Origin of the sequence: Micromonospora fulviviridis (assembly GCF_014648395.1) — a bacterium.
Classification (GTDB): domain Bacteria; phylum Actinomycetota; class Actinomycetes; order Mycobacteriales; family Micromonosporaceae; genus Micromonospora; species Micromonospora fulviviridis.
This window is the reverse complement of the sequence record NZ_BMRA01000004.1, coordinates 1-17,339: the sequence shown is the minus strand read 5'-3', so window position 1 is coordinate 17,339 and position 17,339 is coordinate 1. Positions and strand designations below refer to the sequence as shown.

The following is a 17,339-nucleotide window of genomic DNA, read 5'->3' as shown; positions in this document are numbered from 1 at the left end:
TCGACCGGGAGACCCCCGTGCCGCTGCCCCACCCCGCCCGCGTACGCCGGCACCACCGGCCCGCGGACCGCACCGGGCACCTCCGCTCGGTGCGGGTGCAACTGCTCGCGCCCATCCTGGTGGCCACGGTCGGCCTGGTGGTGCTCGGCGCCGCCCAGACCGACGCCGCGCTCGACGCCTCCGCCGACGCCGACCGGGCCCGCGTGCTCGCCGGCACCGCCACCGCCACCGTGCGGCTGGTGCACGAGCTGGAACGGGAACTGGGTGAGACGGCGGCGCTGCGCCAGCGCGGCGGCACCGCCGGCCGGCCGCTGGTCGACGCGCAGCGGCGCCGGGTGGACGCGGCGGTCGCCCGCTACCGCGCCGCGAGCGGCGACGCCCGGCGGGCCGCCCCGGACCTGACCCCGGTGCTCAACGACGCGGACGGCCGGCTCGGCCAGCTCGCGCCGACCCGCGACCTGGCGCTCGGCGGGGACGGCGGCGACCCGGCGTACGGGACGCTTGTCGAGTCGCTGCTCGCCGTCGCCGACGCGCTGCCCGCCCAGCTGCGCGACGCCGACCTGGCCAACGAGGCGCGGGAGGTGGCCGCGGTCACCGCCCAGGAACACCTCTCGGCGCTGGAACGCGACCTGCTGCGCGGGGTGTTCGTCCGGGGCGCGCTGGTCCGGGGCGAGCTCGCCGGGCTGGGCCGGCTCCGGGGCGCCCGGGAGCAGCGCCAGGCCGAGTTCCTCCGGATCGCCGCCGGCCCGGCCAACTCCGCCTGGTACCGCCTGGTGGACGGCACCGACGTCGAGACGTCGCGGCGGATACGCGACGCCGTGCTGGACACCGACGGCGCGCCGGAGTCGCTGAAGACCGACGGCGACGCCTGGTACGTGGCGCAGAGCGGCGCCATCCGCCGCTACAACCTGCTCGGCCGGGAACTCTCCGACGGGCTGGACCGGGACGCGGCCGCGCTGGCCCGGATCGCCCGGCAGCGGGCCCTGCTCACCGCCGGCGCGACCAGCACCGTGGCGCTCGGCTCGCTGCTCACCGCCGTGCTGCTGGCGGTCCGGACCAGCCGGCGGCTGCGCCGGCTGCGGGTCGCGGCCCTCACCATGGCGAACCGGGAGCTGCCGGAGCGGATCACCGCCATCGCCGCGGGCGAGGGCACGCCGGTCACCGACACGGCCACCCGGCTGACCGACGGGATCCGCCGGGACCGGGACGAGGTGGCCCAGGTGGCCGAGGCGTTCGACACGGTCAACAAGGCCGCGCTGCGGCTCGCCGGCGAGCAGGCCGAGCTGCGGCTGGACGTGACCCGGATGGCCGAGGCGCTGGCCCGGCGCATCCGTACGCTGATCACCCGCCAGCTCCGCCTGCTCGACGAGTTCGAACGCGAGGAGACCGACCCGGACGCGCTGGCCCGGCTCTTCGCCCTGGACCACCTCGCCGCCCGGCTGCGCCGCAACGGGGAGAACCTGCTGGTCCTCGCCGGTGGCGAGCCCGGCCGGGGACACGAGGGCGCGCTGCTCCTCGACGACGTGGTCCGGGCGGCCGCCTCCGAGATCGAGGACTACCCGCGGGTGGAGATCGACGTGCCGACCGCCGCCGTGCACGGCGCGGCGGCCGGCAACCTGGTGCACCTGCTGGCCGAGCTGCTGGAGAACGCCACCGTCTACTCCCCACCGGACGCCCGGGTGCTGGTCGACGGGCGGCGCACCGTGGACGGGCTCACCCTGCGGGTGCACGACCAGGGCATCGGCATCAGCGAGACCCGGCTGGCCACCATCAACGAGCGGCTCGCCGCGCCGGCCACGCTGTCCAGCGCCGCGGCCGGCAGCATGGGCCTCCACGTGGTGGCGCACCTGGCCGCCCGGCACGGCATCCGGGTGCAGCTGCACCACACCGCCAGCGGCACGGTCGCCCAGGTGGAGGTGCCCGAGGCGGTGCTGACCCGGGTCGAGTCGGTGACCCGGCGGCCGGCCGCCGACGCCCGCCCGCCGGCCCGCCGCGGCGCCCCCTGGTTCCGGCCCAAGGCCACCGGCCCGGCGTCACGGCGGCCGGCCACCGGCGCCCGGGACCTGGTCACCACCGCCCCCGAGCCGGCCGCCCTGGGGCTCCGGCCGCCGCCCGGTACGGCGGCCGAGGCCGACGATCGCGCGCCCGTCGGGCCGGTGGCCGGCGGACCGTCGCCCGCCGTCGCCGTCCGGGGCGTCGCCGCGGTACGCCCGCCGGGCGCCGCCCTGCTGGCGCCGAGCACCGCCCGGATCCGGCCGGCCAGCGCCCCGCCGGCGCCACCGCCGACCACCGGCACCGGGCTGCCGCGCCGGACCCGGGGAGGGCAGCTTCCCGCACCGCTGCCCACCACCGCCCCGCCACCGCGGCCCGCGGACGACCTGCTCGACCCCGAGGTGGTACGCGCCCGCCTGTCCGCCCTCGCCGAGGGGGTCGCCAGCGCGATGCGCCGTGCCCCGAACACCACACCCACCGGGAGAAATCCATGACCCCACCCGTGACCGCCGGACTCGACTGGCTGCTGGCGAACTTCGCCGAGCAGGTGCCGGACGTGTCGCACGCCCTCGCGGTGTCCGAGGACGGCCTGCGGCTCGCCGCGTCCCCCGACCTCGCGCCCGACCAGGTCGACCAGCTCGCCGCCGTGATCAGCGGTCTGGCCAGCCTGACCGTGGGCGCGGCCCGGCTGATGTCCGCCGGCCGGGTACGCCAGCAGATCGTCGACATGGACGGCGGGGTGATGCTGGTGATGGCGGTCGGCGAGCGGGCACTGCTCGGTGTGCTCGCCGCGCCGGGCTGCGACCTGGGCCAGATCGGCTACGAGACGGCGACGCTGGTGCAGCGGGTGGCGGAGGCGCTGGAACCGGCGGCCCGCCGGTGACCCCCCGCCCGCTGCGGCTGGTCGCCGCGCTCCTGCTGGCCGCCCTGCTGGCCGGCTGCGGCGGGGCCGACACCGGGCCGCGCGCCTGGCACGACGGGCGGATCTTCCTGGCCACCGGCAACACCACCGGCGTCTACTACCAGCTCGGCGGCGGCTACGCCGACCTGATCAGCCGGCACCTGCCCGGCTACGAGGCGCGGGCCGAGCCGACCGGCGCCTCGGTGGAGAACATCACCCGGCTGGCCGGCGGCGACATGGAGATCGCCTTCAGCCTGGCCGACACGGCCGCCGACGCGGTCAGCGGCCGGGGCGCGTTCGACGGCCAGCCGCAGCCGGTACGGGCACTGGCCCGGGTCTACAGCAACTACACGCACGTGATCGTCCGGGCCGGCGGGAAGATCGACAGCTTCGCCGACCTGCGCGGCAAGCGGATCTCCACCGGCTCGCCCCGGTCCGGCACGGACATCATCGCCGGGCGGCTGCTGACCGCCGGCGGGATCGACCCGGACCGGGACATCCAGCGGCTCAACCTGTCGCTGCCGGAGACCGTGCAGCGGATGCGGGCGGGCAGCCTGGACGGGATGTTCTTCTCCGGTGGCCTGCCCACCCCGGGCATCAAGGACCTGCTCTCCAGCGCGCCCGGGGCGTTCCGGCTGCTCCCGCTCACCGAACTGGTCGAGCCGCTGGCCGCCCGCTACGGCTCGGTCTACACGACGGCCACGCTGCCCAAGGAGGTCTACGGCACCCCGGTGCCCACCCCGACCATCACGGTGGCGAACGTGATCCTGGTGGCGGCGGACATGCCGGACCAGCTCGCGTACGACCTGACCCGGGTGCTCTTCACCTGGCAGGGCGAGCTGATCAGGGTGCACCCGGAGGCGGCGAACTTCACCCGGGAGAGCGCCGCCGTCACCGAGCCGATCCCGCTGCACCCGGGCGCCGTGCGCTACTACCGCAACGGCTGACGGCTCAGAGGTCCGCGGGGGCGGTGGCGGCCCGGGCGGCGGCGACGAGCCGGTCCGTCTCGGCGGTCACCGCCTCGTCGTCGGTGGGCGTGCCCGGGTCGTACCGCACCGTCCAGGTCAGACCGTCCGCGCCGGGCACCCGGCGGGCGACGATCCGCCCGGCGCCGCCGGGCACCGGGTGGTGCGCCGTGTACGCGACCGAGCGGGTGACCCGGGCCCGCACCTGGTGCGGCAGCTCCCCCGGGTCGAGCAGCAGGTAGGTCTCGGCCGGGCAGTCGGCGACCACCAGGTAGCCGTCCCGTTCGGCGACCCGGTCGGCGGGGGTGACGGTCAGCTCGCGGCCGGACCAGACCGCCTTGAGGACGTCGTGCCAGCCGATCCGCTCTCCCCGGCCGGGCAGCCAGAGCCCCAGGTTGCTGGCCACCACCACGCCGTCGCCCTCGCCGTTGCCGACGGCGGCCCAGGCGAGCACCCGCTCGTCGGCGCGCAACGGCGGCCGGTCGGCCGGCGGCAGCTTCGGCTTGCGGCTGAACAATCCCATCAGAGCCCTCCGGCGGCCTGCTCGCGCAACGCCCGCGCGTGCTGCTCCAGCGAGAGCAGTTCCCCGAAGAGGGCGAAGTACTCGTCCTTGTTGCTCACCGGGTTGATCCGCTGGATCTTCGACTTGAGGTCCTTGATCCGCCCGGTCACCGAGCCCCACTGGAGGCGGGCCATGGTGACCGAGACGTACCGGGGGTCGGGCTCGCCGTCGATGCGCAGCGGCTCCACGGCCAGCTCGCCGACGAGCGCCTGGCCGGCGAGGTCGTCGCAGGCGTCGCGGACCTGCTCGATCCAGACCGCGCCGCCGGCGGCGGTCGCCGCCCCGCCGGCCGCGGCGATGGCCGCGCGGACCGCGGCGTGCACCGGGTGCCGGTATTCGGCCGCCTCCACCGCGTCGAACATCGGGCCGGCGAGCACCGGCTCCTGGAGGGCGAGCTTCAGCGCCTCGCGCTCGACCATCGAGCGTGGACTGTCCACGCTGGGCGTGGCGGGAGCGGGCCGGGCCGGCGCGGTGGACCCGCCGGCGGGCTGCCCGTTGGCCGCGGCCAGCACCGCGCGCTGCACCGGCTCGATCTCCATGCCGAGGTCGCCGGCGAGCTTGCGGACGTACTCGGGGCGCTTCTCCCGATCCTTGATCTTGGCGACGAGCGGGGCGGCCCGGCGCATCGCCTCGACCCGGCCGTCGACGGTGTCCAGGTCGTACCGGTTGATCATGTGGCGGAGCGCGAAGTCGACAAGCGGCTCGCGGCGGGCGACCAGGTCGCGGACCGCCAGGTCGCCCTTGGCCAGGCGCAGCTCGCACGGGTCCATGTTGTCGGGGCTGACCGCGATGAAGGTACGCCCGACGAAGCGCTGGTCGTCCTCGAAGGCGCGCAGGGCGGCCTTCTGGCCGGCGGCGTCGCCGTCGAAGGTGAAGATGATCTCGCCGGCCACCGCGTCGGTGTCCATGAGCAGCCGGCGCAGCACCCCGATGTGATCGGCGCCGAACGCGGTGCCGCAGGTCGCCACGGCGGTGGGCACGCCGGCCAGGTGGCAGGCCATCACGTCGGTGTAGCCCTCGACCACCACCACCTTGCCCTGCTTGGCGATCTCCCGCTTGGCCTGGTCGATGCCGTAGAGGACGTGCGACTTCTTGTAGATCGGCGTCTCGGGGGTGTTGAGGTATTTCGGGCCGTCGTCGTCGTCGAAGAGCTTGCGGGCGCCGAAGCCGATCACGTCGCCGGTGAGGTCGCGGATCGGCCAGAGCAGGCGGCGCCGGAACCGGTCGATCAGGCTGCCCGAGCGGGACGGGCGGGACAGCCCCGCGGTGACCAGCTCGTCGTGGGTGAAGCCCTGCTGGCGCAGGTGCTTGGTGAGCAGGTCCCAGGCGTCGGGGGCGAAGCCGCAGCCGTAGCGCTCGGCGGCGGCCCGGTCGAAGCCCCGCTCGGCGAGGAACTCCCGGGCCCGCCGGGCGCCGGCCGTGCTGAGCTGGGCACGGTAGAAGTCGACCGCCGCGGCGTGCGCGGCCACCAGGCGCTGCCGCTGGCCCTGCTGCGGGCGGGGGCGCGGGGCCGAGCGGTCGTCCTCGACGTAGCGCAGCTGAATGCCGGCGCGGGCGGCGAGCCGCTCGACGGACTCGACGAAGCTCAGGTGCTCGGCGTCCATCAGGAACTTGATCGCGTCGCCGCCCGCCCCGCAGCCGAAGCAGTACCAGACGTTGCGGGCCGGCGAGACGTTGAACGAGGGGCTCTTCTCGTCGTGGAACGGGCAGAGCCCCTTGAGGTTGCCGCCGCCGGCCGACTTGAGCGTCACCGTGTCGGAGATGACCTCGGCGATGGAGGTGCGCTCGCGGACCAGCGCGATGTCCTCGTCCCGGATCCGCCCCGCCATCTCCGCCACCTCCTCGGCGTACATCCTGCCCTGCCGGACCGACGATCCGGCGGTCGGGGGGACGGGCGTGTGGCGGACACCGCCCGCCCCCGGTCAGGCCGAGCGACCGGCCCCGGTGGCGGCGTCCCCGATCCGCGGGAACGGCTCGATGGAGAAGACCACCTCGACCGGCACCTCGAAGTACGCGGCGATCCGCAGCGCCAGGTGCAGGCTGGGCCGGAACTCGCCCCGCTCCAGGTAGCCGACCGTCTGGTAGTGCACGCCCAGCGCGTCGGCGAGCTGCCGCCGGGAGATCCCCCGTTCGGCGCGCAGCACGGCGATCCGGTTGTGCACGGTCTCGCTCATCGGCGCCCTCTCATCCGACCCGCTGCATGGCCCGTTCCCGCCGGGCCGCCACCCGCGAGCCGGACTCGCGCCGGGCCATCCGCCGCAGCACCACCGGGGCCAGCACCAACCCGAGCACCGCCCACGCGCCGAGCACGCCGAGGGTCTCCAGGTGGCGCCAGGAGCCGCCCAGCTCGACCGCCGCCAGGTCGGCGGGGAGCAGCGCCGAGCGCATGCCCAACCCTAGCCAGTAGACCGGGAAGACCTGGGCGACGCCCTGGAGCCAGCCGGGCAGGCCGTTGATCGGATAGAAGATGCCGGAGAGCGCGATGAGGCCGAAGATCGGCAGGACCACCAGGCCCATGTTCCGGGGGTTCTCGATCAGCGAGCCGATCACGGCGCCCAGCGGGAGCGTCGCCACCAGCCCGAGCGGCACCACCCAGGCCAGGGTGAGCCAGGCGCCGGCGTCGCCGAGCCGGATCCCGTCCAGGAAGAACAGCCCCGGCGTGAGCTGGAGCACCACCCCGATGAGCGACACCGCCGAGATCAGCACGATCTTGCCGATCAGGTAGCCGAGCATCCCCTTCGGCGTCGCCTTGGCGCGCAGCAGGGTGCCGTCCTCCCGGTCGACGATGAGCTGCTGGGACAGGCCGAGCAGCCCGCCGAAGATCAGGCCCATGCCGATCGTGCTGGGCAGCGCCCGGGCGCCGAGGGAGAAGTCGGTGCCGGGCACCGTGGAGCCGCGCATGAAGAACATGGCGACCAGCAGGACCGCCGTCGGGAAGAAGTAGTTCCAGAGGTCCTGCGCGTTCGTGAAGGTGTTGCGCAGCTCGATCACGCCGCGCCGGACACCGGCCCGGACGGCCGTCGCGGTCGGGTTCATCGTTCGCTCCCCTGCTGCCAGACCCGGGCGGCACGGCCGGCCCGCAGCCCGGACTCCTCCTCGTGGACCAGCGTGATGTAGGCGTCCTCCAGGCTGGCCCGGCGGACCTCCAGCTCCTGCACCCGGTCGCCGTGCTCGCGGAGCAGGTCGCGCAGGAAGCCCGTGGCGTCGGCCGTGGCGTGCACGAAGCGCTCGCCGTCCCGGGTCCAGCGGATCTCCGCGTCGCCGGCGACCCGGCGGGACAGCTCGTCGGGCGACCCGTCGGCGATGATCCGGCCACCGGCCAGGATGAGGATCCGGTCGGCCAGCTTCTCGGCCTCGTCCAGGTCGTGCGTGGTGAGCAGGATGGTGGTCTCGTCCAGGTCGGCGAGGCGGTGCACCAGCTCGTGGAACTCCCGCCGGGCGGCCGGGTCGAAGCCGACCGTCGGCTCGTCCAGGAAGAGCAGCTCCGGGCGGCCCACGATGCCGACGGCCACGTCGAGCCGGCGGCGCTGGCCGCCGGAGAGCTGGTGCACCCGCTTGCCGGCGTGCGGGGTGAGGCCCACCGTGTCCAGCAGGTCGTCGGTCGGCCAGGGCCGGGGGATCCGGTCGGTGGCGTACGGCGCGTAGAAGTCGCCGAGGTGGGCCAGCAGGTCCCGGACCCGCCACTTGCCGTGGTCGCGCCAGGACTGGAGCACCACGCCGATCCGGGCGCGCCAGCGCTCGTCGCCCCGGCCCGGGTCGACGCCGAGCACCCGGACCGACCCGGCCGAGCGCAGCCGGAAGCCCTCCAGGATCTCGATGGTGGTGGTCTTGCCGGCGCCGTTGGGGCCGAGCAGGGCGAGCACCTCGCCGCGCCGCGCGGTGAGGTCGACCCCGTGCAGCACGTCGACGGTGCCGTACCGCATGCGCAGGTCGCGTACGTCGAGGACCAGATCCTCGTCGGGGGGATGGGGAGACGCGACGGCCCCCGGCAGTTCGACCGCAGTCATACCGCGAAATGTAGCACCTCTACTACAAGCCGAGGTACACCCGCGTCGCCGGCCATTGCGGATCTTGGATACGGTGGGACCGATGACCGAGGACACCGACCTGACCGTCGCGCTCGCCGAGTACGAGCACCTGCGCGAGCTGAGCCGCGCCGTGCACGACCAGTCCGCCGCCCGGTTCACGTTCTTCCTGGCGGTGGCGTCCGCGGCGACCGCCGTGTCGGCGGGGCTGATCAGCACCGGCCCGCCGGGCGGCCGGGTGGCCCCCGCCGTGATGGCCGGGCTGGGCCTGCTGGTGCTGCTGCTCGGCGTCTCGGTCTTCGCCCGGCAGGTCGAGCTGAACGACCGGGGCCGCCGGTACGCCGTCGCCGCCACCGTGCTGCGCACGTACCTGGCCCGCCGCGCGCCCGAACTGGCGCCCTACCTGGTCATGCCGACGCTGGACGACCCGGGGCCGTTCGCGCCCGAGCCGTTCCGCCGGCACTGGTTCCGGGACCTGGTCAGCCAGGCCGGCATGATCGCCCTGATGAACAGCGCGTTGGTCGGCCTGGCCGCCGCGCTGGGCGTCCTGGCGGTCGCCCCGCCCTGGCTCGCGGCGACCGCCGCGGCGCTGCTCGTGCCGGCCGTGATCGCGCTGCACCTGCGGGTGATCCGCCGCCGGATCGCGGCCTCCGCCGCCCGGGTGGGCACGGTCCTCACCGGCCGCGCCCTCACGCCGCCGTCCACGGCCGGGCCGCCGGCAGCGGCGCCGACCAGGTCCTGATCAGCGGGCAGGGGACCGGTTCAGGCGGCGACGACCGCCGACTCCTCGGCCTCGACCTGCGCGTTCCAGGCCGCCTTGGTGGAACGCCAGCCCTCGTCGTCCATGCCGCGCCGCCAGTAGCCGGAGATGGACAGGTCGCCCCGGGGCACCCCGCGCTCGACCCGCAGCAGCCGGCGCAACTCCTTGACCGCGGTGGCCTCGCCGTGCACGAAGGCGTGCACCCGGCCGGCCGGGAACTCCATGGCCCGGAGCGCCTCGACCAGCGGCTCGCCCGCCGGGCGGCCGGCGCGGTGCAGCCAGCGCAGCTCGACCGCGCCCGCGCTGGCCAGCGGCAGCTCGTCGGCGGGGCCGGCCACCTCGACGTAGACCTTGGCGGGCGCGCCGGCGGGCAGCCGCTCCAGCGCGGCGGCGATCGCCGGCAGCGCGCTCTCGTCCCCGGCCAGCAGGTGCCAGTCGGCCGTCGGGTCCGGGGCGTACGCGCCGCCGGGGCCGGTGAACAGCACCCGGTCGCCGGGGCGCAACCCGGCCGCCCACGGCCCGGCCAGCCCCTCGTCGCCGTGGTGCACCACGTCCACGGTCAGCTCGCCGGCCGCCGCGTCCCAGGCCCGCACCGTGTACGCCCGCAGCCGCGGCCACTGCGCCGCCGGGAACTCGCGCTTGATGGTGGCCAGGTCGGTCGGGTGCGGGTAGCGCACCCCGGCCGGCGGGAAGACGAACTTCACGTAGTGGTCGGTGTAGGCGCCCACCGGCAGGCCGGTCAGCTCCGCACCGCCGAGCACGAGGCGGATCAGGTGCGGGGTGGGCCGCTCGGTCCGGACGACCGTGGCGGCGGTGAGCTTCTTGGGGCGCTGCTCCGTCATGCTTCTTAGGCTAGCCTAAGTCGCTGGCCTCCCCCACCGGGCTGTCCGACTGCGGACCGGCGAGCGGGCGGGTCAGCGGCCCGCGACCAGGCGGCCGTGCCAGGCCAGGGCGGCCGGGTCGGTGAGCGAGGCCACCTGGTCGACCACCACGCGCAGCCGGGCGGCGTCGTCCGGGGCGGCCCGCCACAGCGGCGCGAAGACCGGGTCGAGCGCCTCCGGTGCCCGGTCGAGCAGGGCGGCGACCAGGTCGGCGAGGATCTCCTGCTGCTGCGCGTACCGGTGGCCGGCGCCGGGGCGGCGCATGACGTAGCGCAGGGCGATGCCCTTGAGCAGCGCGCACTGGGCCCGGATCCGGCGGGGCACCACGAGGTCGGCCGCGTACCGCCGGTGCGGGCCGGGGCCGTGGCGCTCCTGGGTGGCGGCCACCACGGTCGACACGAAGCGGCCGGTGAGCACGCTGGTGGTGGTCTTCAGCGCCGCGAGGGCCCGGTGGCTGCCGTCGTACGCGGCGAGCGGGGCGAGCACCGGCTCGGCGAGCAGTTCGGCAAGCACCTCACCCAGGTCCTCGGGGGCCTCCCCGGAGTACGCGGCCGCCACGTCGGCGCAGAGCGCCCGCCGCTCGTCGGCGTCCACGAGCAGCGGGCGCAGGCTGACGTAGCCGCCGTGGATGCCGTCCTCGACGTCGTGCACCGAGTACGCCACGTCGTCGGCCCAGTCCATCACCTGCGCCTCCAGGCAGCGCCGGTCCCCGGGCGGGGCGCCCTCGCGCAGCCAGGCGAAGACCGGGCGGTCGTCGGCGTACACCCCGAACTTGCGCCGGCCGGGCCGCCGCTCCCACGGGTACTTCCCCACCGCGTCGAGCGAGGCCCGGGTCAGGTTCAGCCCGGCGGAGCGGCCGTCCGGGGCGAGCACCTTGGCCTCCATCCGGGTGAGCACCCGCAGCGTCTGCGCGTTGCCCTCGAAGCCGCCGCAGTCGGCGGCGAGCGCGTCCAGGGCCTCCTCGCCGTTGTGCCCGAAGGGCGGGTGGCCGAGGTCGTGCGCCAGCCCGGCGGTGTCCACGACGTCCGGGTCGCAGCCCAGGCGCGCGCCCATCTCCCGGGCGATCTGCGCCACCTCCAGCGAGTGGGTCAGCCGGGTACGCAGGAAGTCGTTGGTGCCGGCGGTGTGCACCTGGGTCTTCGCGGCGAGCCGCCGGAACGCCGCCGAGTGCAGCACCCGGGCCCGGTCCCGCTCGTACGGCGACCGCCCGTACCCGGTGTCCTTGGGCGCCTCGGTGACCAGGCGCGCGGCGTCGTCAGGGCCGGAACCGGCGGTCAACCGTCATCCCCGCTGGCGCAGGACGCAGAACTCGTTGCCCTCCGGGTCGGACAGGACGGTCCAGTCCACCTCGCCCTGCCCGATGTCGACGTGCCGGGCGCCCATGTCGACCAGGCGCTCCACCTCCGCCTCCAGGTCGGCCGGGCGCAGGTCGATGTGCAGCCGGTTCTTGCCCTCCTTGGGGCCGCTGACCGGGACGAAGACGATGCCGGGCAGCGTGTCGGGCGTGCGGCGGATCTCCACCTCGTCCGGCTTGTCGCTGATCACCTGGTAGCCGAGCGCCTCCGCCCACCAGTGGGCGAGCCGGGACGGGTCCTGGGCGTCGACCGTCAGGTTCTCCCAGACGCTGGTCATGCGGCCACCCTTCCTGATCGACAGTACGCGGGAGCCCAGGTTACGCCCGGCGGGCCGGAATGGCGCGCCTGGACGCGAGCGGGGCCACCGACCTGAGCGCCGGCGGCCCCGGATACGTCACGCGGTCAGCGGGAGTCGGAGCCGGTGGTGGTGATGGCCGCGCGGCCGGCCTCCAGCCGGGCGACCGGCACCCGGAACGGCGAGCAGGACACGTAGTCGAGACCCACCTCGTGGAAGAAGTGCACCGAGTCCGGGTCGCCGCCGTGCTCGCCGCAGACGCCGAGCTTCAGCCCCGGCCGGGCCGCCCGGCCCTCCTCGGCGGCGATCCGGACCAGCCGGCCGACGCCCTCCCGGTCGATCGACTCGAACGGCGAGATGCCGAAGATGCCCAGCTCCAGGTAGCGCCAGAAGAACGCGCCCTCGACGTCGTCCCGGGAGAAGCCCCAGCCCATCTGGGTGAGGTCGTTGGTGCCGAAGGAGAAGAACTGCGCCGCCTCGGCGATCTGCCCGGCGGTCAGCGCCGCCCGGGGCACCTCGATCATGGTGCCGATCAGCACCTCGACGCCGCTGTTCCCGACCACCTCGGCGATGATCTTCTCGGCCTCGGCGCGTACCGTCTCCAGCTCCTGGACCGCGCCGACCAGCGGGACCATGATCTCCGGGCAGGCCGTGCCGCCGGCCTGGACGACCGCGACGGCGGCCTCGGCGATCGCGCGGACCTGCATGGCGAACAGGCCCGGGATGACCAGACCGAGCCGGACGCCGCGCAGGCCCAGCATCGGGTTCTCCTCGTGCATCCGCCGCACGGCGGCGAGCAGCGCCTCCTCCTTGGCCACGTCCTCGCCGCGCTCCTGGGCGACCGCCACGTTGACCGCGAGCTGCTCCAGCGGGGGCAGGAACTCGTGCAGCGGCGGGTCGATCAGCCGCACGGTGACCGGCAGGCCGTCCATCTCGCGGAAGATCTCGATGAAGTCCTCCCGCTGGAGCGGCAGCAGGGCCGCGAGCGCCGTCTCCCGCTCCTGGTCGGTGGCCGCGAGGATCAGCCGCTCGACCAGTTCCCGGCGGTCGCCGAGGAACATGTGCTCGGTGCGGCACAGGCCGATGCCCTCGGCCCCGAACCGCCGCGCCCGGGCCGCGTCGGCGCCCGTGTCGGCGTTCGTCCGGACCCGCAGCCGCCGCTGGGCGTCGGCGTGCGTCATGATCCGGTGTACGGCCTTCACCAGCGCGTCGTTGATCCGCTCCGGGTCCAGCTCGCCCTCGAAGTACTGCACCACCTCGGACGGCATGACGGGTACCTCGCCGAGGTACACCTTGCCGGTGGTGCCGTCGATCGAGACGATGTCGCCCTCGTTCACGGTCTGCCCGGCCACGATGAACTTCTTCGCCGGCACGTTGACGTCCAGCTCGTCCGCGCCGGAGACACAGGTCTTGCCCATGCCCCGGGCCACCACCGCGGCGTGGCTGGTCTTGCCGCCGCGCGAGGTGAGGATGCCCTTGGCGGCGATCATGCCGTTGAGGTCGTCGGGGTTGGTCTCCCGGCGGACCAGGATCACCGACTCCCCCTCGGCGGCCAGCTCGACCGCGCGGGCGGAGGTGAACACCACCTTGCCGGAGGCGGCGCCCGGCGAGGCGCCGATGCCCTTGGCCACCGGCTGGAACTCGTGGTCCAGCTGGAAGCGCGGGAACATGAGCTGGGCGAGCTGCGCGCCGTTGACCCGGTGCAGCGCCTCGTCCAGGTCGATCAGGCCCTCGTCGACCAGCTGTCCGGCGATGACGAACGCGGCGGCGGCGGTGCGCTTGCCGACCCGGGTCTGGAGCATCCAGAGCTTGCCGCGCTCGATGGTGAACTCGATGTCGCAGAGGTCCTTGTAGTGCTCCTCCAGCCGCGCCATGTAGTCGAGCAGCTCGTCGTAGGACTTCTTGTCGATCCGCTCCAGCTCCTGCAACGGCACGGTGTTGCGGATGCCGGCCACCACGTCCTCGCCCTGGGCGTTGGCCAGGTAGTCGCCGTAGATGCCCTGCGCGCCGCTGCCCGGGTCGCGGGTGAAGGCCACGCCGGTGCCGGAGTCGGAGCCGAGGTTGCCGAAGACCATGGCCACCACGTTGACCGCGGTGCCCAGGTCGGCCGGGATCCGCTCCTGCCGGCGGTAGACCACCGCGCGCTCGGCGTTCCACGACTCGAAGACCGCGCGAATGGCCAGGTCGAGCTGCTCGCGCGGCTCCTGCGGGAACTCGCGCCCGGTGTGCTTCGCGAAGATCTTCTTGTACGCGTCGACCAGCCCGCGCAGGTCGTCGGCGTCCAGGTCGAGGTCGTTCTGCGTACCCTTGGCGCGCTTGGCCTCGTCCAGCGCGTGCTCGAACTCCTCGCCCGGCACCTCGCAGACGGTCTTGCCGAACATCTGGATCAGCCGCCGGTAGGAGTCCCAGGCGAACCGGTCGTTCCCACCCGCCTGCGCGCTGAGCCCGACGACGCTGCGGTCGTTGAGGCCGACGTTGAGGACGGTCTCCATCATGCCGGGCATGGAGAACTTGGCGCCGGAGCGGACGGACACCAGCAGCGGGTCCTGCGGGTCGCCGAGCTTGCGGCCCATCTCCCGCTCCAGGGACTCCAGGTGCGCCTCGATCTGGGCGGCCAGCCCGTCCGGCTCCCGGCCGGTCGTCAGGTACGCCTTGCAGGCCTCGGTGGTGATCGTGAAGCCGGGCGGGACCGGCAGGCCGAGATTGGTCATCTCGGCCAGGTTGGCCCCCTTGCCGCCGAGCAGGTCCTTGAGGTCCTTGTTGCCCTCGGCGAAGTCGTAGACGTACTTGTGCTCGACCGTCTCTTGCGCTGCCACCAGAGCCTCCCACGCGCGCCATTGACACTTAACGAAGGTTCAGTTCGGACATACCCCGGGAGCGACCACCGGTAATCCCGGCTCGTCAGCGATCGGTGGGCGAAGGTTAAGCGAACTTCGAGTGGCCTGGGACCGTTCGGTGACAATCGGCACAACGGTCACCACTATCCGCGTCCGTACCGGTTTTTGGGAACGCTTCCACGCGCACGATCACGCAATTCCGATCCCCTCGTACTCTTGACGGCACTGGTTTTGCTGAACCTGACCTTTGCCATATCCCGCGCAAATACACCCCGGAGCCGTCGCCGTGCCGACCAACCCCGCCGCCCCCACCGAGAGCGGCCGCGAGCCGCTCGACCGCCTCCCCGGCCAGCAGCCGGACGCCGCCGAGCTGGCCCGCACCGCCGCCCGCCGGGCCGGCGACCTGCTCGCCCCGCCCGCACCGGTCCGGCTCGGCGACGTGGTGCCCGCCCCGGAGCGGGTGCTCCCCGACCCGGCGGCCGACTTCACGCTGACCGCGGACGCCGTCATCCGGGTGAGCCCGGCGGGCCGGGACGTCTCCGAGCAGCTCGCCGAGTGGCTGCGCCCCGCCACCGGGTTCCCACTGCCGGTCACCGACGCGCCTGAAGCCGACGGCCCGCTCGTGCTGACCCTGTCGGAGGCGCCCCTCGCCGGCGCGGCAGATGCGGTCGGCGCGGCGGCTCCGGTCGACGCGGCAGGCCCGGTCGGCGCGGCGGCTCCGGTCGACGCGGCGGCTCCGGTCGGCGCCGGTGACGGGGGCTCGGTCGACGGGTGGGGTGACGAGGGCTACCGGCTCGACGTGACCGGGTCCGGGGTGCGGATCACGGCCGCCACCCCGGCCGGGCTGTTCCACGGCGCGCAGACGTTGCGGCAGCTCCTCCCCGCCGCCATCGACGGCGCCACCCCGGCGGCCGAGCGCTGGGCGGTGCCCGGCGGCACCATCGTCGACCGGCCGCGCTTCCCCTACCGGGGCGCCATGCTCGACGTGGCCCGCCACTTCTTCCCGGTCGAGGACGTGCTCCGGGTGGTCGACCACCTGGCCCGGTACAAGCTCAACCACCTGCACCTGCACCTCACCGACGACCAGGGCTGGCGGATCGCCGTCGACTCCTGGCCCCGCCTCGCCGAGGTCGGCGGCGCCACCGAGGTGGGCGGCGGCCCCGGCGGCTGCTACACGCAGGCCGACTACCGGCGCATCGTCGCGTACGCCGCCCGCCGCCACGTCACCGTGGTGCCGGAGATCGACCTGCCGGGGCACACCAACGCGGCCCTGGTCGCCTACCCGGAGCTGGCACCCGGCAAGGTCCCGCCGCCGCCGTACACCGGCACCGAGGTCGGCTTCAGCTACGTCGACCCCGCCGACGAGCGCACGTACGCCTTCGTCGCCGACGTGGTCGGCGAGGTGGCCGCCCTGACCCCCGGCCCCTGGCTGCACCTCGGCGGCGACGAGGCGTTCAAGGTGCCGGCGGACACCTACCGCGCCTTCGTCGAGCGGGCCCAGGCACTGGTCGCCGCGACCGGGAAGACCGTGGTTGGCTGGCACCAGCTCGCCCCCGCCGGGCACGTCGACGGGCGGGTGCTCCAGTGGTGGGGCACCAACGGCGACGACCCGGAGACCGCCGAGGCGGTACGCCGGGGCGCCCGCCTCATCCTCTCCCCCGGCAACCGGGTCTACCTGGACATGAAGTACGCCGCCGACACCCCGATCGGGCACGACTGGGCCGGCCTCATCGACGTGCACCGCGCGTACGACTGGGATCCGGGCACCCACCTCACCGGCGTACCGGCCGAGGCGGTGCTGGGTGTGGAGGCGCCGCTCTGGACCGAGTCGGTCGCCACCCTGGCCGAGGTGGAGTTCATGCTCTTCCCCCGCCTGCCCGCCGTCGCCGAACTGGCCTGGTCGCCCCGGTCGACGCACGACTGGGCCGGGTTCCGCCAGCGGCTCGCGGGCCACGGCCCGCGCTGGACGGCTGCCGGCATCACCTTCCACCCCTCCCCCGACGTCCCCTGGCCCACGACGCCCACCGTTCCCACCCAACGCACCCGCGACACCACCGCCGACACCCACTGATCGCCGGCGCTCCAGTGGAACGCCATGGGTGTCTCAGGCCCCACGAGACACCCATGGCGTTCCACTCACCGTCCGAACCCCCGGGACGAGCTGAGTGGATGTCCGGTTCGAACCTCGCTGACCGCTCAGGGTTGGCCTTCACCGCCTCGTCGGCTGTGCGCCTGCAACGCGACTCGCGCGGATCTTGGACAGTTTCCGTTCGCAGCGAACGGAAACTGTCCAAGATCGCGGAAGACCGTCGCGGTGCCAGGTACCGGCCGCCCTCTCGCCGCCACGGCCGACCCCATCCCTGACCCAGCCCCACGCCCACGCGCCCACACGCCCACACGCCCACCCGAGTTGACCAAGAAGTTTGCGTCTGAAACCGCCCCATGTACGACGCAAACCTCTTGATCAACGCCGAAAGTCGCGGCCCGCTCCGTGCGGGGGCTAGGCCGCCGAGGCGAGGGTGTGCAGCCGGGACGCCCGGCTGCGTGGCCTGGGGTTGATGTCCGGTTCGCGGTGGGCGGGTTGACTCGCTGGTGTCCCGTTTCGACCGGGATGACGGGTGGTCGGGGCCACCGCCGGGGCGGAATCATGGCGGGGGTCGGGGTCGTTGTACATGGCAGACCGCGCAGTACCCGCCCCCAGGGGCTGCCGGTCGGAATGACCGGCCCCCGCCGGTCGTTAACATCCCCCGGACCACGCACCACCGG

14 protein-coding genes are annotated in these 17,339 nt (G+C 74.4%); 5 read left to right on the top strand and 9 right to left on the bottom strand.

Features of this window, described 5'->3' with window-relative positions; genetic code table 11:
• The first annotated feature begins 17 nt into the window (after window positions 1-17).
• Genes IEY96_RS11430 through IEY96_RS11420 form a run of 3 tightly spaced genes read left to right on the top strand, consistent with a single transcriptional unit; the run spans window position 18 to window position 3,840 of the window.
• A complete protein-coding gene (locus tag IEY96_RS11430; protein WP_189194806.1) occupies window positions 18-2,486 on the top strand; it encodes a sensor histidine kinase in 2,469 nt (822 codons plus the stop codon).
• Window positions 2,483-2,875, top strand: a complete 393-nt coding sequence (locus tag IEY96_RS11425) for a roadblock/LC7 domain-containing protein (RefSeq protein WP_091319365.1) — start codon at window positions 2,483-2,485, stop codon at window positions 2,873-2,875. Before IEY96_RS11430 ends, IEY96_RS11425 begins: the two co-directional genes overlap by 4 nt.
• The gene (locus IEY96_RS11420) at window positions 2,872-3,840 is read left to right on the top strand and encodes a TAXI family TRAP transporter solute-binding subunit (RefSeq protein ID WP_189194805.1); all 969 of its coding nucleotides are present in this window, start codon (window positions 2,872-2,874) and stop codon (window positions 3,838-3,840) included. Before IEY96_RS11425 ends, IEY96_RS11420 begins: the two co-directional genes overlap by 4 nt.
• A 4-nt stretch (window positions 3,841-3,844) precedes the next feature.
• Here the strand turns inward: IEY96_RS11420 and IEY96_RS11415 are convergent, their stop codons facing one another.
• From IEY96_RS11415 to IEY96_RS11395, 5 genes are all read right to left on the bottom strand, one after another.
• Entirely contained in the window at window positions 3,845-4,381 is a 537-nt protein-coding gene (locus IEY96_RS11415) for a hypothetical protein (protein WP_091319361.1), read from the bottom strand.
• On the bottom strand, window positions 4,381-6,273 hold the full coding sequence (gene dnaG, locus IEY96_RS11410; protein ID WP_189194804.1) for a DNA primase: 1,893 nt from the start codon (window positions 6,271-6,273) through the stop codon (window positions 4,381-4,383). The genes IEY96_RS11415 and dnaG overlap by 1 nt, the downstream gene beginning before the upstream one ends.
• 69 nt (window positions 6,274-6,342) lie before the next feature.
• Complete coding sequence (locus IEY96_RS11405) at window positions 6,343-6,594, bottom strand: helix-turn-helix transcriptional regulator (protein WP_189194803.1); 252 nt, start codon at window positions 6,592-6,594, stop codon at window positions 6,343-6,345.
• A 10-nt stretch (window positions 6,595-6,604) separates the two neighbouring features.
• On the bottom strand, window positions 6,605-7,456 hold the full coding sequence (locus IEY96_RS11400) for an ABC transporter permease (protein WP_189194802.1): 852 nt from the start codon (window positions 7,454-7,456) through the stop codon (window positions 6,605-6,607).
• Window positions 7,453-8,427 carry an ABC transporter ATP-binding protein gene (locus tag IEY96_RS11395; RefSeq protein ID WP_189194801.1) on the bottom strand — a complete coding sequence of 325 codons (975 nt, stop codon included), beginning with the start codon at window positions 8,425-8,427 and terminating at the stop codon, window positions 7,453-7,455. Before IEY96_RS11395 ends, IEY96_RS11400 begins: the two co-directional genes overlap by 4 nt.
• An 82-nt stretch (window positions 8,428-8,509) precedes the next feature.
• Here IEY96_RS11395 and IEY96_RS11390 point away from each other — a divergent pair, with 82 nt between their 5' ends.
• A complete protein-coding gene (locus IEY96_RS11390) occupies window positions 8,510-9,187 on the top strand; it encodes a hypothetical protein (RefSeq protein ID WP_189194800.1) in 678 nt (225 codons plus the stop codon).
• A 20-nt stretch (window positions 9,188-9,207) separates the two neighbouring features.
• Here IEY96_RS11390 and IEY96_RS11385 read toward each other — a convergent pair whose 3' ends face one another.
• From IEY96_RS11385 to ppdK, 4 genes are all read right to left on the bottom strand, one after another.
• Window positions 9,208-10,047 (bottom strand): siderophore-interacting protein, encoded by an 840-nt coding sequence (locus IEY96_RS11385; RefSeq protein WP_189194799.1) that lies wholly within the window; start codon window positions 10,045-10,047, stop codon window positions 9,208-9,210.
• A gap of 72 nt (window positions 10,048-10,119) precedes the next feature.
• The gene (locus IEY96_RS11380) at window positions 10,120-11,364 is read right to left on the bottom strand and encodes a deoxyguanosinetriphosphate triphosphohydrolase (protein ID WP_229791538.1); all 1,245 of its coding nucleotides are present in this window, start codon (window positions 11,362-11,364) and stop codon (window positions 10,120-10,122) included.
• A gap of 3 nt (window positions 11,365-11,367) precedes the next feature.
• Window positions 11,368-11,718, bottom strand: a complete 351-nt coding sequence (locus IEY96_RS11375; RefSeq protein WP_091269257.1) for a VOC family protein — start codon at window positions 11,716-11,718, stop codon at window positions 11,368-11,370.
• A gap of 125 nt (window positions 11,719-11,843) precedes the next feature.
• Window positions 11,844-14,552: a pyruvate, phosphate dikinase gene (gene ppdK / locus IEY96_RS11370; protein WP_189194798.1), complete on the bottom strand. Its 2,709-nt coding sequence runs from the start codon at window positions 14,550-14,552 to the stop codon at window positions 11,844-11,846.
• A gap of 391 nt (window positions 14,553-14,943) precedes the next feature.
• On the opposite strand from ppdK, the gene IEY96_RS11365 reads away from it, so the two are divergent.
• On the top strand, window positions 14,944-16,644 hold the full coding sequence (locus IEY96_RS11365; RefSeq protein WP_373293564.1) for a beta-N-acetylhexosaminidase: 1,701 nt from the start codon (window positions 14,944-14,946) through the stop codon (window positions 16,642-16,644).
• The last annotated feature ends 695 nt before the right edge of the window (window positions 16,645-17,339 follow it).